This is a genomic window from Collimonas arenae (assembly GCF_000786695.1).
GTDB lineage: Bacteria > Pseudomonadota > Gammaproteobacteria > Burkholderiales > Burkholderiaceae_D > Collimonas > Collimonas arenae_A.
The window spans coordinates 2,128,786-2,150,281 of record NZ_CP009962.1; the positions used below are offsets into that span (position 1 = coordinate 2,128,786).

A 21,496-nucleotide genomic window follows, 5' to 3' on the forward strand; every position below is an offset into this window, starting at 1 on the left:
TCGCGGCCGCTCTCAATGGCTGCGCGCGTACAAATCGCTTGCTGGTGCCTTGCCTCGGCTGGCTTTGGCGCTCCTTCTCCTGTATGCGCACAATCCACGCAGCTGGTTAAGAGTTATGCGATTGGTGCAGGAAAATTAAGTCTGATACTAGCGGCTTTTGCTGCCAAATCCGGTATTTCGCTCGCCTATGACCCGGCGCTGGTGAAGGACAAGTACAGTCCGGGACTGAGCGGCAATCATGCGGTTGCCGACGCGCTGGCCGTTTTGCTGAGCGGCACCGGGCTGGAAGCGATTGCCAAGGCAGAAGGCGGCTATATCTTGCGGACAAGATCCCTGCAGCAGCCGGCGCCATATCCCGTCGCACGTGCTGCTCCCGTTATCGCCTGGGATGATTCTGTATTGATGGAGATGACCGTTTTCCCCGGGCCAGACGGATCCGTGGATCGAGGGTTTGTCGCCACCAATAGCAGCAGCGCCAGCCGTACCAATACGCTGCTCTCGGAGCTGCCGCAATCGGTACAGGTGGTCACGCAAGAACTCATGACGAACCAGCAGTCGCAATCGGTGCTGGATGCCTTGCACGATGTCAGCGGTGTGAATATTTATAACATCGGGGTCGATACATCTGTCTATATCCGGGGTTTTCTGGCGCCGACACGCATTAATGGCCTGCAGCAAGGACCATCCCGTATCGATAGCGCCGCCTCGCCGCTGCATACGCCGCTGGCGGCGATCGAGAGAATCGATGTCGTCAAGGGAGCCGATTCGATCGTCGCTAATGGCGACATGGAGCCGGGCGGCCTGGTCAACATCATCACCAAGCAACCACAAGCCGAACCGGTACGGCAACTGACGCTGGAAAGCGGCACCCAAGGCCATCAACGGATTGCACTCGACCTCACCGGCGCGCTGTCGGACGATAATGTCTGGACCCACCGCGTGATTCTTTCCGGCAGCCAGGACTCGGACGCAATTGACCGCTACGACAGCGCGCGCGACGTCTATTTCGCCCCGTCGCTTGGCTATCGCCACGATGGCACTATCGCCGTGGCCGGCCTCAACTATCAACGCAATTTGTTGCCGATTGGCGGTAAAGGCCCCTACGGCCAGATTACCGATGGTTTGCAGAGCACCAGCATCGGCGGCAGTTATGACGTGCAGCAGAAATTCGATGGCAATTGGGGCGTGCAGAGCAAGGGTAACTACATGCGAACGCAGTTGTCTGCGCGTTCATACTACTGCGTTCAAAGCGCCTCGCCAGATGACGGCGCCATGCCGAGAAGTTGCCAGACGCGAGCGCAGGCATCTACGTCCTATGGCTGGAATCTCGAAAACAATGTGCACGGTACTTTTCATACCGGTCCGGTCAAGCATACCGTGCTAGCCGGTGTCGCCGTCAATTACAGCTGGTTTGCAGTGCCGCTGGCGGAGATTGGTCCTGCCGTGCCGGCAACGCTTTCACGCGACAGCCTGCCGGAGATTCCTTCCACGAAGCTGACACCGTACGAGCCGGCATCTGAGTTGTACTATACCAATTGGTTTCTGCAAGACCAACTGGGCTGGCGGCGCTGGCATTTGCTGGCGAATATCGGCTACACGCGGGCCTGGTCACATAGCGCCGATCTGCAAACCGCGGCGGTGACATCATTACATCCGCAAAGCAAGCCGATTTATAACATCGGGCTATCCTATCAGCTGACTGATAACGTCACGCTGTATGCCAATCGGCAAAAGAGCTTCGTGTTGCAGGCCCAGGCCTCCGGTATTCGTTACGATGACGGCCCGCCTGGCCTGTACAACCTGCCGCCGACGGACGGGAAATCGCTGGAGGCGGGCGTCAAATTAAATCTGCTGGACGAGCGCTTGATGTTGACGGCGTCGGTGTTTCGGATAGAACATGCGAAGGTCCTGTACGCCTATGCTTACGACGCTAATAATAATGAATTTACTGCGCTGCTGCCTGCCACCACAAACCGCGGGGCAGAGTTCGATCTGAGCGGCAGTCCCTTGCCAGGCTGGAATCTCACCGCGTCCTACAGTTACAACAATTTCAGGTATGCGCAGCCGCCGGGTTTTTATGTCCAGCCTTCGTTGATTTCGCGCCATCAGGCCAGTTTCTGGAGCAGCTACGATTTGCAGAGCGCTGCATGGCGTGGATGGGGTTACGGCGTGGGGGCTAGCGCCCGTAGCGGGTACCCAAGCAACAGCGGTAATATGCAAATCGGCGGTCAGGTTTCTGTCGATGCGAATATCCGCTATGCGTCAAAATTATGGTCGCTGACTCTCGGCGCACGTAATCTCTTCAATCGCCACCTTTATGGCAGCTTCGCGAATCTCGACCAGGGAATTGGCTTTGAGCCGGGGCGTGTTTTTGTGTTGACCGGACGGTATAACTTCTGATCCCGGCTACTGGATAGCCGGGCAGGGAGGGGAACTTTTTCCTCCTCGCCCGGCGTCGCTGGTTAGCGCACTTTTTCCTGCGCAGGCATCACTGTCAGGTTTTCTCCCTGCGGCGTACGCATCGCCTTGCCTGACAATTTGCGGACCGCCCGGGCGTTGCCTACGGTGACCGGCACCGAGACTGCCTTGGTGCGGTCGCCCAGAGTGACGAACACATTCAACTCGTACACGCCGTCTGCCGTTGCGCGGACATTGGGCGTATCTGTGACTACGCCATCCTGATTGCTGACTAGCGTGGCGCTGCCAAGCGTGACGATCGACAAGCCTGCATTGCTGCGGTACTCCACGTGCAGCGGGGTATTCGGCTGATCCGTGGTGAACCTCAGCATGACCGGCAAAATGGCATTCTTGCTGGTGACGCTGCCAGAGGCCAGCTCGACGGTGACCGCAGCGCCGACTTTTTCACCATGCCCGGTACTGGATGCGATTTCATGCAATGGCTTGGCGTCACCATACTGCAGGCGGCAAGCAAGCAATACCATGGTGAAGGCCAGAAGGCTATTTTTGATCGTGATATTCATAGTCATTGGGCTTCTCCGGCGTTGGTTGGGGCGAGCGTGATTTTGAAACAGCCGGTTTTGTCGCCGGCGTTGATGGTGGCGACATAGTCGTCTTGCGCCGGCAGATCATAATCGACATTGTAGGCGCTGGCGGAATTGGGATCCTGGACCAGGTTTCCCGCTATCCGGTCGCCCTTGCTGAACAGCTGGAACGACGGATACAGGCCGGCGTCGGCGCTGATGTGCAAAGTATGCTTGCCTTTCTGGGCAAGACGGAAGCGCAGATAACGGTTGATGCCAAGCTTGTTGGTTTTGCCGTAGGCGCCGGTGGTGCATACGGTTGCATCCTTGGCGGGCTTGAGTTTGACGCCTTCTTCCAGGGTGGCATAGATCGGCAGCACAAAATCCTTGTTGCCGGCGACGATCGACGGCGGCAACGCAAATTGCCCGAGACCGAACATGTCGAGCTGGTTCTTGTTGGCGGTATTGATTTCCGCTAGCAGATTATCCAGCGTGGCCTGGCCGGCTGGATTGATGCTGCCGCGCAGCGAAGTGGCGAAGGAAAACAGGCTGGTGAAAGCGGGCGATTTCTTTTGCGCGGCCATGGCTTGGTAAATCGGCTTGAATCCGATGTCCGGCGATTGATGCAGTCGGTACAGTACCGACTGTACCGCGACTTCGCCAAACCAGGCCTTGGCGACGTTGTCCGGAATTTCGTCAACCTTGAACACTACCGCTGCGTTGGCTTGCGCCTGTCCCTGGGTGTCTACGTACATCGGATCGCTACGCGCCATGCTCGAAAACGCATTGCCCCAGCCTTCACTGAAGGCCAGCCGCATGTCGAGCAGATTGTCGCCGCTGTGCGGTCCAGCGATGCTGTCGTCGCGCGAAAATGTGGCCTGGAAATAGTGCCCCCATTCATGCGCAATCACGCCGGCATCGTACTCATCGGTGTCGACGTCTTCGTGGCCGCGAATATGCAAGCCTTTGGAATAGGATTTGCCATTCTGACTACCGAAGAAAGTGCCATCGTCGCTACCCGGGCTCCAGAAGATATTGAGCGGCGGGAAGCTAAGGTTCTGGTCGGCTTCCAGCACCTTGTGGCTGGCGCTGTAGATGGTGTCGAGGATGGCGAATGGCGCCGCGCTGCGCGAGTTGGCGTAGCTCGCGCTAGCCGCATCCCACCCCGATGCCGCATTGAGGTCATGGATGCTGGCTTTCTTGCCGCTGTTGAAGCTGGCGCCGTCCATGGCAAACAAGGCTGCGCCGTCGACCGCCGTGCCATAGCCGTCCGATGAATTATCGCGCACCGCGAAATTCCAGCTGGGTCCTGATGTCTTGCCGGCGCTGCGCAGCATCTGTGCTTTGGCGCGGACATGGACTGCCGTGTCGAGAGGGGCCTGGAAGCTGTAGTTTCCCTGGTCGTCGGTTGTCGTCGACAGCAATACCTTGCCGCTTTTGTCGTTGAGCAGTTCGACCACTATATTGCGCGCCGGCTTCTGTACGGTACTTGCATAGTCCAGTCTGGCCAGCCACTGGCCTTGCCGGCCCTTGTTGGATACTGCCGGTACGAAATCATAGGTGATCTTGCCGGATACGCTGGCTGTGGCGGCTGTAGTGACTTGCCGCGCCGGGCTCATACGCTGGCTTTGGGCGGCATCGGAACTGGCGCTTGCCACGGAATTGTTGCCATCGCCGCAGCCTGTGGCCAGCAACAGCGCCGACAATGCGGCGAATGCGGTGGCGGCAGTCCTGCTCTTTGCTTGATTTTTGTCAGTCATCTCTGTCCTTGATAGTGAAAGGAAGTAGTCATTTCAACTTCCGGCGCTGTACCGCCACCGGCTGCAAAGAAATGCGATGCCGAACCCAGCCGATCCCTGTAATCACCCATATGCAAAACTCCCGATTTATAGTTGAGAAGCGAGCACTCGGTCGCCAATGGAAATCACCTTGTGGAGATTTAATCAACAGACCTTATATTTATTGCCCCTCGAAAACATAAAAAGGGCCAAATGGCGTGAACGTTTTTTGCCGGGTAATAGCCGTTGTAAGCCGCTGTATCAAATGGTTACAAATAATCGGGGCCGATCGTGGCCCTTTTTCTTTTCTGGATTGGCATCACTAGTGAAAGCACCGAAGTGTGCGACGGGACATGCGAACAGGGCGCGACTTGTATTCCTGCCGCCTGAGATCTGGGGACGGAATAAAAGAAGAAGACCGATTGCGCCTAGGTGTTCTGGCGCGGAAACGAGAACGATTTTAGGAGAAATTCGGTGAGATCAAAGTCTGTTATATACCCGGTGTGCATCGCTGTGTTTGGTCTCACGCTGAGCGCCTGCGGCGGTGGCTGGCTGCTGTCGGCCAGATTCCCATGGCGCCATGGGATATATTATTTTTCTGATATGCCGATGTAGAAGGGGAAGCTGAAAATGACCGCATATATGGATCGATCCGACCGGCTGTCGCTGCTGACCCAGGCCACAGCCGAGGCCACCGGTAAGCGCTTTTGTGCACACCACCAGGGCGAAGTGGCGGCGACGGACGGTGACTTCGTCGTTCGTAACAACACCAAGCGCTGGATATGTTTTCGTTGTCAGAAAAACAGCCAGCGCCAGAGCGCTATGGTAGCGAAGCGGCAAGCCTAAGGCCTGTCCAATGAGCAGTTACAAATTATTTTGGGCCGATATGGCCCTTTTTTCGTTCTCGCGGGGCAGGCAAGGTAAGGGGAAGTAAATGTTAAATCATTAGAACGAAGAAGGTTTTAGCTGCCATGTCGACAATCTACGGAGTTAACCGGAGCCATTCCGGGAATGCAAGCGTCTCGGGGGAAAAGCACAATACTGCGCTGAACGTGAAGCTGAGAGATGAGCAATGGGAGGCGCTGGAGCCTATGTTGCGAGGAAGGGAAGGCGATGCGGGCGCCAGGGGCCGCGACAACCGGCTGTTCATCGACGCAGTATTGTGGATTACAAGCAATCGCCGGCTGTGGCGCGACCTGCCATTGCGCTTCGGTAAATGGAACACTGCCTACATGCGCTTCATGCGCTGGAACCAGAGCAATCTCTGGCGCCGTCTCGCAGACAATATTGGCGATGATCCAAAGCTGCGTGCCGCATTTGAAAACATCGTCAGCTATGGCGATGAATGGAGTTTGCGCATCAAACAGAGGGCGTCCAGGCGCACTAGCCGACAAGCCTACGATGCTGCGATCAAGCATGCGGCGGAACAAGCGCAGATGCCTGTGGAAGATGACTCGACTTTGCACTGGCTGCGGCTGGTAGTCAAAAACGAAGCTCTGGAATAAACTGGGTGCGATTGCGCTGTCGTTCTGGTGCGATGGCGCTGCACTTATTACACATGCTGGTCAAGCATCTCTGCTTTCCAGCCGTGTCCTGCATCTGATTTGCTGCTGGCTGCGGCAATCATCTCGTCCTGCCATTTTTTCTCAGTTCTAAGGTAATCTGCAAAAGATCCTTGACTCCAGTTTTAGTCTGACTATAATTTCCGACGCCTGACCGATGAAACGGCGGCGGTAGTCACGATCGCTTTGCCATATCAAATATATAAATATTAAAAAAACCGTCAGGCAGGCGCGGCACAGATCGCGCTGCCTGATCTTGTGAGACAGCAGGACAGGCCGGAGACAATGAATGGAAATACCAGAGCTGGGGATATCGATCCGCACGCGGCGTCATGCCATCAACAAGACGCTGGTGGAACTCGCCGCTGAAACAGGATTAACCGCAGGCTTCATTTCACAGCTAGAGCGTAATCTGACCAGCCCTTCGATTACCTCGCTGGTGGTGATCGCCAAAGCGCTGGGCGTTTCGATTGGCGACCTGATCCAGCAACCAGCGCAATTGCAACCCGATACCTACCGTGGCCAGCGCCAGCCTTATTCCGTGGCCAGTGGCCGCGTCAAATATGAGCGGCTGTCGACAGTGTTTCCGGGCAGTCAGGTGCATTCCGTGAAATTCACCATGCCGGCCGGGTACAAGTCAGAAATGGTCTCGCACGAAGGCGATGAAATGGTCTTCGTGCTCAGCGGCCGGGTCGGTTACACGGTAGGTACTGACAACTATGTGCTCAATGTCGGCGACAGCCTGCACTTCGACGCCAACATCCCTCACAGCATCGAATCGCTGCCACATGAAAACGAGGTGTCTGAAGTGATCTGGGTCGGCACCGTATCCTTGTTCGACGGCCCGCAAACGACGGAACCCAAAGAGCAGAAACATCTGCTGCGCGGTACTGAATTCTTTTGACGTCCCGGTTCGGGCGGCTATTCCGGCTGCCTTGTGGCATGGTTTTTGCAGTTGCAAAAAGACGTTACTAGCGGTGTTTCGAGCGCCTGGCCTAGCTGTGAAAGCAGGGGCGTAACAATAAATTTCAATAATTGCAATGCAATGGAGTGGTAAAGGCAATGGTGTACACGAACTATCTGGATTTGGGCGAACGGTTATTGAGCAGAGCTTGCTGCGGCAACGCCGGTGTACTGCGAGGCAGCCATGTTTGAAGCATCGGTCTACGCCGGACGGCGACGCTTGCTGAAACAGCATTTTTCCTCTGGCTTGCTACTGTTTCCGGGCAACGTCGATGTCTCCATCAATTATTTGCACAACCATTATTGGTTTCGCCAGGACTCCTCGTTTTCCTATTTCTTTGGTTTGAATCAACCCGGCCTGGCTGGCTTGATCGACATTGAAGCCGACGCGGACATTGTGTTTGGCAATGACGCCAGCCTGGACGACATGATCTGGGACGGGCCGCAGGATTCGTTGGCGCAGCGCGTCCAGGCTGCAGGCGTCGATCGCGTACAGCCTTATAGCGCTCTGGCCGAGGTAGTGGCGCAGGCGCGCCGCCAGGGCCGCACGATTCATTACCTGCCGCCATATCGTGGCGAAACCATACTGGAGCTGGCCGCGCTGCTGGACTGCACTGCGGAAGAATGTCGGGCCGGTGCTTCCGAGAGCTTGATGGCGGCGGTGATCGCACTGCGGGAAATCAAGAGCGAAGCCGAAATCGCAGAAATCGAAAGCGCTCTCAGCGTGACGCGCGACATGCACATCGCCGCCATGCAACTGGCGAAGGCGGACACTTTTGAGTACCAGGTGGTAGCGGCGATGGAAGGCATCATGCGTAGCCATGATTTGCAAAACGCTTACCCGATGATTTTTTCCCGTAGCGGAGAAATCTTGCATAATCGCGACCATCACAATCGCTTGCAGGCGGGCGATCTGGTGGTCAACGATTCCGGCGCTTCCAGCGCCCTCGGTTATGCCAGCGACATCACACGCACCTTTCCTGTCGGAGGACGTTTCAGTGAACGCCAGCGCAGCTTGTATGAGATCGTGCTGGCGGCGCAACTGTTCGCCATCGGTCTCATGCGTCCGGGAATTTCCTATCTCGAAGTGCACAAGCAGGCCGCCCGTCATATGGTAGCGGCGATGTCCGAGCTTGGTTTTTTTCATGGCACGCCGGAGCAGGTGGTCGACTCAGGCGCTTACGCGATTTGTTTTCCGCATGGTCTCGGCCATCAGATGGGGCTGGATGTGCATGATATGGAAGGTCTCGGCGAAATTCGGGTCGGTTACGACGCCAGCGTCAGCCGCAGCGAATTGTTCGGGCTGCGCAATCTGCGCCTGGCCAAGCCGTTACAGGCAGGCATGGTGGTGACGGTCGAGCCGGGCATGTATTTTATTCCGGCGCTGATCAAGCGCTGGCAGGCCGAGGCGCGTCACAGCACACTGATCAATTATGAAAAGTTCGGCGAATACCTGGATTTTGGCGGCATCCGGATTGAAGACGATGTGCTGGTGACAAGCACCGGCGCGCGCGTGCTGGGACCGGCGATTCCTAAAACCTGTGCTGAAATTGAAACCTTGATGGCCGCCTGAGCTGGCCATTTTGATTGTAGATTGCAATGGTTGGTTGCCGCATAAGACTGGCAATTGAAAGTACTGCACATTCATGCTTGTGCACTCGATGTTAATTGTTGTTAAATGCATCAGTTTCACCATAACCTAACGAAAGAGACCTATGATGAAAAGAAAATTGATTGCCAAGGCCGCGCTGCTCGCCGTCATGTGCGCTACTGCCGGTTATGCGACAGCCGCCAAGACCCTGGTGTTTTGCTCTGAAGGCAGCCCGGAGGGCTTTAACCCGCAGTTGTATACCACCGGCACCACTTTCGATGCTTCATCCGTGCCGATGTATAACCGTCTGGTCGAATTCGAACTGGGCACAACCAAGCCGATTCCCGGCCTGGCGGAATCCTGGACCGTATCCGATGACGGCATGACTTACACCTTCAAGCTGCGCAAGGGCGTCAAGTTCCACAGCAGCGCCAAGTTCAAGCCGACTCGCGATTTCAACGCCGACGACGTGCTGTTTTCATTCAACCGCATGGGCGACGTCAACCATCCGTTCCATAAGCTGGCCGCCGGCCAGAGCTTCGGCTACTACTCGGACATGGGCATGGACAAGATCATCGACAAGGTGGAAAAGGTCGACGACAGCACCGTGGTCTTCAAGCTCAAGCATCCGGAAGCGCCGTTCATCGCCGACCTGGGCATGGATTTCGCCTCGATCCTGTCGGCTGAATACGCCGATAACATGAAGAAGGCCGGCACGCCGGACGTGATCGACCGCGAGCCTGTCGGCACCGGCCCGTTCCAGTTTGTGTCATACCAAAAAGACGCCGTGATCCGCTACAAGGCCTTCGATGCCTATTGGGGTGGCCGGCCGAAACTGGACAACCTGATCTACGCCATCACGCCGGATGCCTCGGTGCGCTACGCCAAGCTCAAGGCCAATGAATGCCAGGTGATGGCGTTCCCGAAACCGGCCGACATCGAGCTGATGAAATCCGATCCGGCCATCACCATGATGACCAAGCCAGGCTTGAACATCGGCTACATCTCGTTCAATGTCGAGAAAAAACCGTTCGACAACAAACTGGTGCGTCAGGCGCTGAACATGGCAGTCGACAAGGCAACCATCCTCAAGACGGTCTACCAGGGCGCAGGCATCCCGGCCAAGAACCCGATTCCGCCAACCCTGTGGGGCTACAACGACAAGGTCGTGGATTACACCTACGATCCGGTCAAGGCCAAGGCCTTGCTGGCCAAGGCCGGTTATCCGAACGGCGTCGAAGTCGAAATGTGGTATCTGCCAGTGACTCGTCCTTACAACCCGGACGGCAAGCGCATGGCAGAGCTGATCCAGGCTGACTGGGCCAAGATCGGCGTCAAGACCAAGCTGACCACCTACGAATGGACTGAGTACCTGAAGCGCAGCAAGCAAGGCGACCAGCATTCGATGATGTTCGGCTGGTCCGGCGATAACGGCGATCCGGACAACTTCTTCGCACCGTTGCTGGGCTGCGAAGGCGTCAAGGGCGGCGGCAATACCGCGCGCTGGTGCAACAAGGATTATGAAGCCCTGATCCAGAAAGCCAAGCTGACGCCGAAGCAGGACGAGCGCGCCAAGCTGTACGAACAGGCGCAGGTGATCCTGCATGAAGAAGCGCCATGGATCGACCTGGCGCATTCGGTGCGCTTCACGCCGATCCGCAAGGAAGTGCTGAACTTCAAGATGGCGGTGTTTGCGCACCATCATTTCGAGAAGGTTGATCTGGCGGGCAAATAAAGCTGTAGCGGGGCAGGGCCGCCTGGCGCAGAGCGCATAGGCGGGGCCTGCCCCGTTTTTTGTAGCACACGCAATTCTTAATCACGATAGGCATTCCCATGTTTGGATTCCTCCTGCGTCGTGTCGGCCTGGTCATTCCGACCTTTCTCGGCATCACGCTGCTGGTGTTTTTATTGATACATCTGATCCCCGGCAACGCCGTCGAAGCCATGTCCGGCGAGCGCGGCATGGACCCGGCCCGCTATGCGCAAATGGCGCACGACCTGGGACTCGACCAGCCGATCTACATGCAGTATTTCAATTACCTGGGGAATCTGTTCAAGGGCGACCTCGGCATGTCGATCATGACCCACACCTCGGTGATGAGCGAATTCAAGACCCTGTTCCCGGCAACGCTGGAGCTGTCCTTTTGCGCGATCCTGTTTGCGTTGATCATCGGCTTGCCGGCCGGCATACTGGCCGCCCTGAGGCGCAACACCGTGCTTGATTATTCGGTGATGGGTGCCTCGCTGACCGGTTATTCGATGCCGGTATTCTGGTGGGCGCTGCTGCTGATCCTGTTGTTCTCCGTCACCCTCGGCTGGACCCCGGTCTCGGGCCGCATTGATATCCTGTTCGATGTGCCGCCAGTCACCGGCTTCATGCTGATCGACAGTCTGCTGTCGGACGATAGCGGCGCCTTCAAGTCCGCGCTGTCGCATCTGATTCTCCCCACCATCGCGCTTGGCACCATCCCGCTGGCCGTGATTGCGCGCATGACGCGCTCCGCCATGCTGGAAGTCTTGCGTGAAGATTATGTACGCACAGCCCGTGCCAAAGGACTATCGCCTTGGCGCGTCGTGGGCATCCACGCGTTTCGCAATGCACTGATTCCAGTGGTCACAGTGGTCGGCCTGCAGGTCGGTACCTTGCTGGCCGGTGCGATCCTGACGGAAACCATCTTTTCCTGGCCCGGCATTGGCAAGTGGCTGGTGGCGGCGATCCAGCGGCGCGATTATCCGGTAGTGCAGGGCGGTATCCTGCTGTCGGCGATCACCATCATTCTCGTTAACCTGGCCGTCGATTTGCTGTACGGCGTGATCAATCCTCGTATTCGCCATCGCTCATGAACACTGTAAACACAACACCGGCCGCCGCGCCGTCTGCCAAGGCGGCGGCCAGCGCGCCACCGCATCCGCTGCGTGAATTCTGGGGTTATTTCAGCCAGAACCGTGGTGCTGTCATCGGCCTGGCTGTCATCGTCGCCATGGTCTTGATGGCGCTGTTTGCCGACGTCATTGCGCCGCATTCGCCCATCGAACAATTCCGCCAGTCGACGCTGGTGCCGCCGGTATGGCAAGCGGGCGGCAGTAGCCAGTTCCTGCTCGGCACAGATCCGGTCGGACGCGACATGCTGTCGCGCCTGATCCATGGCGTCCGCCTGTCGCTGTTGATCGGCCTAGTCTCGATCTCGTTGTCGCTGACGACCGGCGTATTGTTGGGTTTGCTGGCAGGTTACTTCCGCGGCATGGTGGAAATCGCCATCATGCGTTTGATGGACATCATGCTGGCCTTGCCCAGCTTGCTGCTGGCGATCGCCGTGGTCGCCATTCTCGGCCCTGGCCTGATGAATGCGATGTATGCGATCGCGGTAGTGATGCTGCCGCATTACGCGCGGCAAACGCGGGCGGCGGTGATCGGCGAAATGTCGCGCGACTACGTCAGCGCTTCGCGTATCGCCGGCGCCAGCACTTTGCGCATCATGTTCAACTGCGTGCTGCCGAACTGCCTGGCGCCGCTGATCGTACAAGCCACGCTCGGTTTCTCGTCGGCGATCCTGGATGCGGCAGCGCTCGGTTTCCTCGGCATGGGCGCGCAGCCGCCGACGCCGGAGTGGGGCTCGATGCTGGCCAGCGCCATGGAATTCATCCAGAGCGCGTGGTGGGTGGTGGCTTTCCCGGGCCTGGCGATTCTGATCTCGGTGCTGGCGTTCAATTTGATGGGTGACGGTTTGCGCGATGCGCTCGATCCGAAACTGAAACGATAAGGCGCGACTGATCATGGCACTTTTAGAAATCAAACAACTGCGGGTTGAATTCGGCTCGACAGCAGCGCCGTTTACCGCGGTGGATGGCCTTGACCTGAATATCGAGGCCGGCGAAGTGGTCGGCATCGTCGGCGAATCCGGCTCCGGCAAGAGCGTTACCTCGCTGGCATTGATGGGACTGATCGATTATCCGGGTCGGGTCAAGGGTGAGCGCATGGCTTTCGACGGCCGCGATTTGCTGACCATGCCGGAGAAGCAAAGACGTGGCTTGCTCGGCAAGGACATCGCAATGATCTTCCAGGATCCGATGACCAGCCTGAATCCATCTTTCACGGTGGCTTACCAGTTGATGGAAACCTTGCGTGTACACCAGGGCGGATCGAAGAAGGAACTGCGCGCCAAAGCGCTGGCGCTGCTGAAGCAGGTCGACATTCCCGATCCCGAACAGCGGCTGGATGCCTATCCGCACCAGTTATCCGGCGGCATGAGCCAGCGGGTGATGGTGGCGATCGCCATTGCGTGTAATCCGCGCTTGCTGATTGCCGATGAGCCGACTACCGCGCTGGACGTCACGGTGCAGGCGCAAATGCTGGAGTTGTTGCTGCAGTTGCAGCGTGATCGCGGCATGGCGTTGATGCTGATTACGCATGACCTGAGCGTGGTGGCGCAGACTGCGCAGCGAGTGATAGTGATGTATGCAGGGCAGGTGGTGGAGACCGGCCGCGTGCCGGACATCTTCAACGCTCCCAAGCATCCCTATACACAGGCGCTGCTGGCGGCGCTGCCTGAGCACAATATCGGCCAAGCCCGTTTGCAAACCATCCCTGGCGTGGTGCCGGGGCAGTACGACCGTCCAACCGGTTGCCTGCTCAGCCCGCGCTGCGCGTATGCGCAAGACGTCTGCCGTCAGGCGCGGCCTGAATTACTGGGAGCAGGGCAGGATCAGGTGCGCTGCCATTTCCCGCTTGATCATGCCGGACAGCCGAGCAACGGCTGGGCCGAAATTTCCCGCAAAAAAACTGAAGCAATGTTAAGCAGTGGGGTTGCATGATGATGAATTCAAACATGAGTGAAATCGCCAATCAGGTGACGTTGCTCGAAGCTAAAAACCTGGTCAAACATTACAGCGTGTCGCAAGGTCTGTTCAAGCCGAAAGCGACTGCGCGCGCGCTGGATGGCGTTTCGTTTACCCTGCAGCCGGGTAAAACCCTGGCGGTGGTGGGCGAGTCGGGTTGCGGAAAGTCGACCCTGGCGCGCCAGATCACCATGATCGAACCGCCCACCGGCGGCGAGTTGTGGATGGATGGCGCCAATATCGCCGATGCCGACCACGCCACCCTTAAACGGGTGCGGCCGCTGGTGCAGATGGTATTCCAGAATCCCTACGCCAGCCTGAATCCGCGCAAGAAAGTCGGCCAGATGCTGGAAGAGCCGTTGATCATCAACACCGCGTTGAACAGCAGTGAACGCGCAGACAAGGCGCGCGCCATGATGGCCAAGGTTGGCTTGCGGCCGGAGCATTACGGCCGCTATCCGCACATGTTTTCCGGCGGCCAGCGGCAGCGGGTGGCGATTGCGCGCGCGCTGATGCTGGATCCCAAGGTGATTGTGGCCGACGAGCCGGTTTCCGCGCTCGATGTCTCAATCCAGGCGCAGGTGCTGAATCTGCTGATGGATCTGCAGCAGGCTAGCGGCGTCGCCTATCTGTTCATCTCGCATAACCTGTCGGTGGTCGAGCACATCGCCGACGACGTGCTGGTCATGTATCTCGGTAAAACCGTCGAGCACGGCAACAAGCAGCAGGTCTTCAGCCGGCCGTTGCATCCTTACACCAGGGCGCTGCTGGCCAGTACGCCGCGTATCGATCCGGCCCAGCGCCAGCAAAAGATGATGTTGCCGGGCGAGTTGCCGTCGCCGCTGGCGCCGCCGCCGGGCTGCAGTTTCAATAACCGCTGCCCGCATGCAATCGAGCGCTGCCGCCAGGAAGTGCCGCTCTTGCGCGAGTTCGACGGCAGCCTCGTGGCTTGCCATCGGGTAGAGGAAATTCAATGACCGGGAGCCGCATGATCAGGACCAACAAGTTGAAGCTGGCCGTCGCCATCGGCATGGCGGCATTGCTGGGCGTTAGCGCCAACGCTGCCATTGCCGCCAAGACGCTGGTGTTTTGTTCTGAAGGCAGCCCGGAAGGTTTCAATCCGCAGTTGTTCACCACCGGCACTACCTTCGATGCCTCATCGGTGCCTTTGTATAATCGGCTGGTGCAATTTGAACTGGGCACAACCAAGATTATCCCGGGGCTGGCGGAATCATGGATAGTGTCGGATGGCGGCCTGACCTACACCTTCAAATTGCGCAAAGGCGTCAAATTCCACAGCAGCGCCAAGTTCAAGCCGACCCGCGATTTCAACGCCGACGACGTGCTGTTTTCATTCAATCGCATGGCTGATGCTAACCATCCGTTCCATAAGCTGGCGACAGGCAGCAGCTTCAGCTACTTCCTTGACATGGGGATGGACAAGATCGTCGACAAGGTGAGCAAAGTCGATGAATATACAGTGGTCTTCAAGCTGAAGCATCCGGAGGCGCCATTCATCGCCAACCTGGGGATGGATTTCGCTTCGATCCTGTCGGCTGAATACGCCGACAAGATGAAAGCAGCAGGCACGCCTGACGTGATCGACCGTGAGCCTATCGGCACCGGCCCGTTCCAGTTCGTCTCTTACCAGAAAGACGCCGTGATCCGCTATAAGGCGTTCGATGCTTATTGGGATGGCCGGCCGAAACTGGACAACCTGATTTTCGCGATCACGCCGGACGCCTCGGTGCGTTACGCCAAGCTTAAAGCCAACGAATGCCAGGTAATGGCGTTCCCCAAGCCGGCCGACATCGACCTGATGAAAACCGATCCGGCGATCACCTTGCTGACCAAGGAAGGCTTGAACGTCGGCTATATTTCTTTCAATGTAGAGAAAAAGCCCTTTGACAATAAACTGGTGCGCCAGGCCCTGAACCTGGCGACCGACAAACAGACCATCATGAAAACGGTCTATCAGGGCGCCGGCCAGATCGCCAAGAATCCGATTCCGCCGACGCTATGGTCTTACGACGACCAGATCAAGGACTATGTCTACGATCCGGTCAAGGCCAAGGCTTTACTCGCCAAGGCGGGTTACCCGAATGGCGTTGAAGTCGAGCTGTCGTATTTGCCTGTGACTCGTCCCTATAACCCGGACGGCAAGCGCATGGCCGAGCTGATCCAGGCCGACTGGGCCAAGATCGGCGTCAAGGCCATGCTGAACACCTACGAATGGACCGAGTACCTGAAGCGTAGCAAGCAGGGAGCGCAACATGCAATGATGTTCGGCTGGTCGGGCGACAACGGCGACCCGGATAATTTCTTCGCGACCTTGCTGGGTTGTGAATCTGTGCGTAGCGGCGGTAATACCGCGCGCTGGTGCAACAAGAGTTTTGAAGCGCTGATCCAAAAGGCCAAACTCAGCACCAATCAGGCTGAGCGCAGCAAGCTGTACCAGCAGGCGCAGGTGATCGCGCATGAAGAAGCGCCCTGGATTCCGCTGGCGCATTCGCTGACGCATACGCCGATACGCAAGCAGGTCATTGGTTTCAAGATGTCGGCGTTTGCACTGCATGACTTCAGCAAGGTTGATCTGAGCAAGTAACCGAGCCGGGACTTACGAAAAACCGCCCTGGCCGCGTTGCATCTCCTGGCCGTACATTCGTACTGTCTTCGTCGATGCCCTCGCAGGGCGCATGCCCGCCTGCATGTGGGTGTTGTTGCGCAGGCGGACAGCATGCTGTCCGAATCCCCGGCTACACCCTTGCCAGGACGATTTTGCGTAAGTCCTGGGATTAAATAAGTTTGATGGGCGCGGCCTGCGCATGGCGGCGAGGGACAAAGCCTGTCGCTGCGCCGCCCGTTTTGCAATGTATTTTTGGCAATTGTTGCTTACTGATATTGGCTGGCCGAGGACCGGCCGGGCTTGGTACAATGGTGGCTTATTCTTTCGTCCATTTACCTACGTCCATGATCGACATCCAACTTCTTCGCAAAGACATCGCCAGCGCCGCCGACCGTCTGGCCACGCGCAAATTCAAGCTCGACGTCAATAGCTTCAATGCCTTGGAAGCCGAGCGCAAGCAAATCCAGACCCGCACCGAAGAACTGCAAGGCCAGCGCAATTCGTTGTCCAAGCAAATCGGCATGCTGAAAGGCAAGGGCGAAGATGCCTCCGCTGTAATGGCGGAAGTCGCGGGCATTGCCGATGAGTTGAAGACATCTGCCACCCGCCTGGACCAAGTACAGGAGCAGGTCAGCACCTTCTTGCTGGCAGTGCCGAACCTGCCGCACGAATCGGTGCCGGTCGGCGCCGACGAAGCCGCCAATGTCGAAGTGCGCAAGGTCGGCACGCCAGGCAAGTTTGATTTTGAGGTGCGCGACCACGTCGACATCGGCGCCGCCCTGGGCCTGGATTTCGACGTCGCCGCCAAGATCACCGGCTCGCGCTTCTCCGTCATGAAGGGCGGGATTGCCCGCTTGCATCGTGCGCTGGGCCAGTTCATGCTCGACACCCAGACCGCCGAGCACGGCTACACAGAATGCTACACACCGTATATCGTCAACGCGGATTCCTTGCGTGGCACCGGCCAGCTGCCGAAGTTTGAAGAGGACCTGTTTGCCGTCAAGAAGGGCGGCCAAGAAGGCGAGCAGGCAGCCGATGCAGCCGCGTTGTATCTGATTCCAACGGCGGAAGTGCCACTGACCAATATCGTGCGCGATGAAATCCTCGCCGGCGAAACGCTGCCGCTCAAGATGGTCGCGCATTCGCCATGCTTTCGCTCGGAAGCCGGCAGCTACGGCCGCGACACCCGCGGCATGATCCGCCAGCACCAGTTCGACAAAGTCGAAATGGTCCAAATCGCTCATCCGGAAAAATCCTACGAAGTACTGGAAGAGATGGTCGGCCACGCCGAAAACATCCTGAAGAAACTCGGCCTGCCGTATCGCGTGGTTTCCCTGTGCACCGGCGACATCGGTTTCGGCGCCGCCAAGACCTATGACCTGGAAGTCTGGCTGCCTGCGCAGAATACTTACCGCGAAATCTCCTCAGTCTCCAACTTCGAGGCATTCCAGGCGCGCCGGATGCAAGCCCGTTTCCGCAATGCGCAAGGTAAAACCGAGCTGGTGCATACCCTGAACGGTTCCGGCCTGGCGGTTGGTCGCACCCTGGTGGCGATCCTGGAGAACTTCCAGCAGGCAGACGGCAGTGTAGACATCCCGGCAGTGCTCCATCCTTACATGGGTGGCCTCACCAAGCTGAGCGCATAAGTAATTGATTTGACAGGCTTCTTTGATTGGGGAGCAGCCTCGGGATTACTTGTATAGCCGAGGTGTTAAAAAGGCTTTCCCTAGTCAAAAAAAGCCTGCTATAATCTTGCGCTTTGCTGCATTAAACACAGCAAGTCGACCGAAAACCGGAGAGGTGGCAGAGTGGTCGAATGTACTTGACTCGAAATCAAGCGTACGTTAAATCGTACCGTGGGTTCGAATCCCACCCTCTCCGCCAATATAATCAAGCACTTACGTAATATTGAACGCCCCGTAAATCGGGGCGTTTTTGCGTCATGAGGGGATTTTTTTGCCATCATGCCGATTTCCTGCCAATCTTTCCCACTGCAACCGTCAGCGTATCAATTGCCAAATGGCTATATCGTTGTGTGCTGCGCGGGTACTTTATGACCAAGTACCCGACCAACGGTGAACAGGTCAACACCGGCGTTAATGAGCTCGCTGGCGGCGCTATGCCGCAAATCGTGGAAGTGAATATGTGGCATCCTGCAAACTGTCCGGGCGCGCTGGAATGAACACTGAATACTGATTTTAGGCGTCAGCTTGCTGAAGCGCCTTACGCACACCATAATCCGAGGGTGAATCGAGGGTATCCGAGGGTCTCCGTTTTTTGTGTCCATCAGATATCAGATAAAACGTCTGCCCGCGAACCTCAGCCCTTAGTAGTAATCGCGATCTGATCTGACAGTCACCCGGTTTGACGTATACAGTTGTCAGGTCAAATTCAGTTGTTCAATGTCGTGATTTTATCGTGCCACGCCTCCTTTCCATCGATTAAAGTTTGCATCGGTGTCCGGCCGCAACACATCTTGCCTTGATGTGTGCGGTCGTTGTTGTAGTAAGCCAGCCATTCATCGAGATCGTTTTGCAGTTCGTCAATCGATCGATAAATTTTGCGTCGGAAGGTGACCTGGTAAAACTCCTGCAGAATAGTTTATTAAAGCGCTCGCAGATGCCGTTAGTCTGCGGATGGCGTACTTTGGTTTTAGTGTGTTCGATATCGTTCAGAGCGAGATAGAGCTGATAGTCATGCGCTTCCGGCCTGCCACAGTATTCCGTGCCGCGATCGGTGAGTACACGGATCAATCCCATGTCCTGCTCTGCCAGGAGCGGCAAGACCCGGTCGTTCAACAAATCAGCAGCGGTAATCGGCGTCTTCGTAGTGTAGAGCTTGGCTGCAGCCCACTTCGAATAGGTATCGACGAAGGTCTGCTATAAATGCGTCCCACGCCCTTGATGGTGCCAACATAGAACGTATCCTGACTGCCGAGATAACCTGGATGGGCCGTTTCAATCTCGCCGTGAGCCACGTCGTCTTCCTGTTTCCTCTCCAGCGGCTACGACTTGCGCTTCAGTGAGCACGTCACCGGTTTCGGCAACATGGCGCTCTAGCGTCAATAGCCGCTTCTTGAATGACTCCAGATCGCGACGCAGACAGACCGACCGAACACCGGAGGGAGAAACAAAAATACCGCGTTTACGCAGTTCGTTCGATACGCGGACCTGGCCAAAGGCCGGCTGTTCCAATGCGAACGCCACAACCGCTGTTTCCGTTGCTTCTTCCACGCGATTTCTGAGATTAGGTTACTTGCGATTGGCATCGATTAGAGCATCGACGCCGCCGGCTTCCATTGCCGTTTGATAGCGATAAAACGTGTCGCGGGAAAATCCCATCACCTTGCAGGCACGGGATACGTTGCCAAGCTCTGTCGCCAGATTCAACAGGCCGACTTTGTGCTTAATGACATTCTGAGGAACACTACTCATGGGGTTACTCCTTGGGCGCTTACGCGCTGGTTTAATAAAGATTCGCACCTCTATCAAACCGGGTAACCCCACCCTTTGGCAAGGCCTTACTGTACGATCAAGTTGGAACTACTACAAAGTCAATGTAACGCAATGGCAATTTTTGTATAGGATTTTTGAATTGATGACTGCATGTGTTGCTCCCTATCTGTATTTGGAAGTAAAGGTGAGGAAACCTTCAACTCATACCGTCATAGGCCAGGTTTTATTCCCGACGCATAGATTTTTATTTGAAAACGTGTCTTAACAGTGCGTACTCTATCAACGCTTAGTTTATGGATCTGAAGTCAAGCGAAGGCCGGCCCAGATAACAATATTTCGTTTTTTTTCTACGTTGTCTTCCCGCACACAATAATCTCCGCCTTGGACATGGCGATAGGATTGTTGGTCATCATCATTGTCCTCAGAAATAGGCCGTGAGTCGGACGATAAGATCGTCCGCAGACAGGATTGCGCTCGCGTAGGCCGGCATGTTGGCGTTAATACCTAGATTTCTGGCATCCCTAGCATTGCTAGCACCCGGCTGGACAGCCAGCTAGACTGCCTCGCGCTCAGAAAAGAATCATCCTTCACTTGCCATGTAATACCTCCGATAGTGACATCATACCTATCGGAAGTATCCTTCAAACTGTTGGGGCGGACAGACATCAACCTTACGTTTCCTTTTGAAATGTTTTTGGTGTGGTCCCTGTCCAACGCAAGAATGCGCGTTGAAAGGAGCTTTGTTCCGTATAGCCCAGTAATTGCGCTACGTCAGTCAGTTGCAGGTTTGGATCGCGCAAATACTGTTCCGCCATATGTTTACGAATATCGTCCAGGAGTTCACGAAAGGCTGTTTGATGTTCATGAAGGCGCCGCCGTAGAGTCCGAGGCGTGATGGAAAGCGCACTCGCGACCTGCTCAAGCCCTGGCTCACCGCTGTGAATCAGATTTGCTATGCAGCGCCGGACATGCATCACAAATTTGCTTTCCTTCGGTAATTGCGCCAGAAATCCTTCGGCCTGTTTTTCCAGGATATGGATCAATGTCGCGTCAGGCTGGCGCAGGGGCAAATTCAAATTTTCTATCGGTGTGCGCAAGGTCGTCGCGGGCTGATTAAACGATACATTGCATCCGAAGAAATCCGTGTAGAGGCTGATGTCAGGCGGCTCGGAATTGACAAAGCAAACTTCTTTCAGGCGTGGCGTTCCATCGGCTATTTCACAAGCTATTTTATACAGTGCGGCAATTCCAAATTCGTGAGAGAGCCTGTCTTGATCTTGTGTTTTATGTCCAGACCATTTCAATATCAGATCGGAGCCGTCGACCAGAGTTTGCATGGAATACCCGTCCGCTTCATATAGAAGACGCTCGTATTCTTGAAAACGCAGCAATGCCAATCCAAGATTGGGGCAGGAAGCAATGATATAGCCGAGCACCCCGTAATGATCTGTTCTGATCGTTTGCCCTAATTTCAGGCCGAGGTAAGGATCTTTCAGATGCGTTGCCGCGGCTTGCAAAAAGGAGCGCCAGAGCTGCATGGGATAACGCAAAAGCATGTGATCGACGGGTTCGGGTTCAGCCACGCCAAGCAGCGTCGAAGCATCGACCCCTTTATTTTTTAAGTATTCAAATAGCGTTCGGACATAAGCGCTGGAAATAAATCCGCCTGCAGAGGTAGTCAATTATTATCCTTCAATGAAATGG

At 56.3% G+C, this 21,496-nt stretch carries 16 protein-coding genes, 1 tRNA gene and 1 pseudogene; 13 read left to right on the forward strand and 5 right to left on the reverse strand.

Going from position 1 to position 21,496, the window contains the following annotated elements; genetic code table 11:
• Positions 1–15: 15 nt before the first annotated feature.
• Positions 16–2,400: a TonB-dependent siderophore receptor gene (locus tag LT85_RS09590; RefSeq protein WP_038487936.1), complete on the forward strand. Its 2,385-nt coding sequence runs from the start codon at positions 16–18 to the stop codon at positions 2,398–2,400.
• A 62-nt stretch (positions 2,401–2,462) separates the two neighbouring features.
• On the opposite strand, the gene LT85_RS25325 is transcribed toward LT85_RS09590, so the two are convergent.
• Positions 2,463–2,987, reverse strand: coding sequence for a hypothetical protein (locus LT85_RS25325; protein ID WP_052134976.1), 525 nt, complete (start codon positions 2,985–2,987; stop codon positions 2,463–2,465).
• Positions 2,984–4,741 (reverse strand): hypothetical protein, encoded by a 1,758-nt coding sequence (locus tag LT85_RS25330; RefSeq protein ID WP_052134978.1) that lies wholly within the window; start codon positions 4,739–4,741, stop codon positions 2,984–2,986. The genes LT85_RS25325 and LT85_RS25330 overlap by 4 nt, the downstream gene beginning before the upstream one ends.
• Positions 4,742–5,389: 648 nt before the next feature.
• On the opposite strand from LT85_RS25330, the gene LT85_RS09605 reads away from it, so the two are divergent.
• From LT85_RS09605 to LT85_RS09660, 12 genes are all read left to right on the forward strand, one after another.
• The gene (locus LT85_RS09605; RefSeq protein ID WP_038487939.1) at positions 5,390–5,605 is read left to right on the forward strand and encodes a hypothetical protein; all 216 of its coding nucleotides are present in this window, start codon (positions 5,390–5,392) and stop codon (positions 5,603–5,605) included.
• 125 nt (positions 5,606–5,730) lie between these two features.
• Complete coding sequence (locus tag LT85_RS25335) at positions 5,731–6,264, forward strand: transposase (protein ID WP_156117481.1); 534 nt, start codon at positions 5,731–5,733, stop codon at positions 6,262–6,264.
• Between the two features lie 346 nt (positions 6,265–6,610).
• Positions 6,611–7,225, forward strand: coding sequence for a helix-turn-helix domain-containing protein (locus tag LT85_RS09615; RefSeq protein WP_052134983.1), 615 nt, complete (start codon positions 6,611–6,613; stop codon positions 7,223–7,225).
• A gap of 243 nt (positions 7,226–7,468) precedes the next feature.
• The gene (locus LT85_RS09620) at positions 7,469–8,857 is read left to right on the forward strand and encodes an aminopeptidase P family protein (RefSeq protein ID WP_038487942.1); all 1,389 of its coding nucleotides are present in this window, start codon (positions 7,469–7,471) and stop codon (positions 8,855–8,857) included.
• A 142-nt stretch (positions 8,858–8,999) separates the two neighbouring features.
• Positions 9,000–10,610, forward strand: coding sequence for an ABC transporter substrate-binding protein (locus LT85_RS09625; RefSeq protein WP_052134986.1), 1,611 nt, complete (start codon positions 9,000–9,002; stop codon positions 10,608–10,610).
• 98 nt (positions 10,611–10,708) lie between these two features.
• The gene (locus LT85_RS09630; RefSeq protein ID WP_038487948.1) at positions 10,709–11,719 is read left to right on the forward strand and encodes an ABC transporter permease subunit; all 1,011 of its coding nucleotides are present in this window, start codon (positions 10,709–10,711) and stop codon (positions 11,717–11,719) included.
• Positions 11,716–12,636: an ABC transporter permease subunit gene (locus tag LT85_RS09635; protein WP_038487952.1), complete on the forward strand. Its 921-nt coding sequence runs from the start codon at positions 11,716–11,718 to the stop codon at positions 12,634–12,636. Before LT85_RS09630 ends, LT85_RS09635 begins: the two co-directional genes overlap by 4 nt.
• Positions 12,637–12,649: 13 nt before the next feature.
• Entirely contained in the window at positions 12,650–13,687 is a 1,038-nt protein-coding gene (gene dppD / locus LT85_RS09640; protein WP_038487955.1) for a dipeptide ABC transporter ATP-binding protein, read from the forward strand.
• Positions 13,684–14,688, forward strand: coding sequence for a peptide ABC transporter ATP-binding protein (locus LT85_RS09645; RefSeq protein ID WP_081992217.1), 1,005 nt, complete (start codon positions 13,684–13,686; stop codon positions 14,686–14,688). The genes dppD and LT85_RS09645 overlap by 4 nt, the downstream gene beginning before the upstream one ends.
• Positions 14,685–16,316 carry an ABC transporter substrate-binding protein gene (locus tag LT85_RS09650; protein WP_038487958.1) on the forward strand — a complete coding sequence of 544 codons (1,632 nt, stop codon included), beginning with the start codon at positions 14,685–14,687 and terminating at the stop codon, positions 16,314–16,316. Before LT85_RS09645 ends, LT85_RS09650 begins: the two co-directional genes overlap by 4 nt.
• Before the next feature lie 365 nt (positions 16,317–16,681).
• Entirely contained in the window at positions 16,682–17,983 is a 1,302-nt protein-coding gene (gene serS / locus LT85_RS09655) for a serine--tRNA ligase (protein ID WP_038487961.1), read from the forward strand.
• Positions 17,984–18,131: 148 nt separating this feature from the next.
• Positions 18,132–18,221: transfer RNA gene (locus LT85_RS09660), tRNA-Ser, on the forward strand.
• Positions 18,222–18,360: 139 nt separating this feature from the next.
• On the opposite strand, the gene LT85_RS27475 is transcribed toward LT85_RS09660, so the two are convergent.
• The 3 genes and pseudogenes from LT85_RS27475 to LT85_RS09670 all read right to left on the reverse strand — a co-directional run bounded on the left by LT85_RS27475 (position 18,361) and on the right by LT85_RS09670 (position 21,474).
• On the reverse strand, positions 18,361–18,624 hold the full coding sequence (locus tag LT85_RS27475) for a tyrosine-type recombinase/integrase (RefSeq protein WP_081992220.1): 264 nt from the start codon (positions 18,622–18,624) through the stop codon (positions 18,361–18,363).
• Positions 18,625–18,728: 104 nt separating this feature from the next.
• Positions 18,729–19,771 (reverse strand): annotated as a pseudogene (locus LT85_RS09665) (IS481 family transposase).
• Between the two features lie 692 nt (positions 19,772–20,463).
• Entirely contained in the window at positions 20,464–21,474 is a 1,011-nt protein-coding gene (locus LT85_RS09670) for an AraC family transcriptional regulator (protein WP_038487963.1), read from the reverse strand.
• Positions 21,475–21,496: the final 22 nt, after the last annotated feature.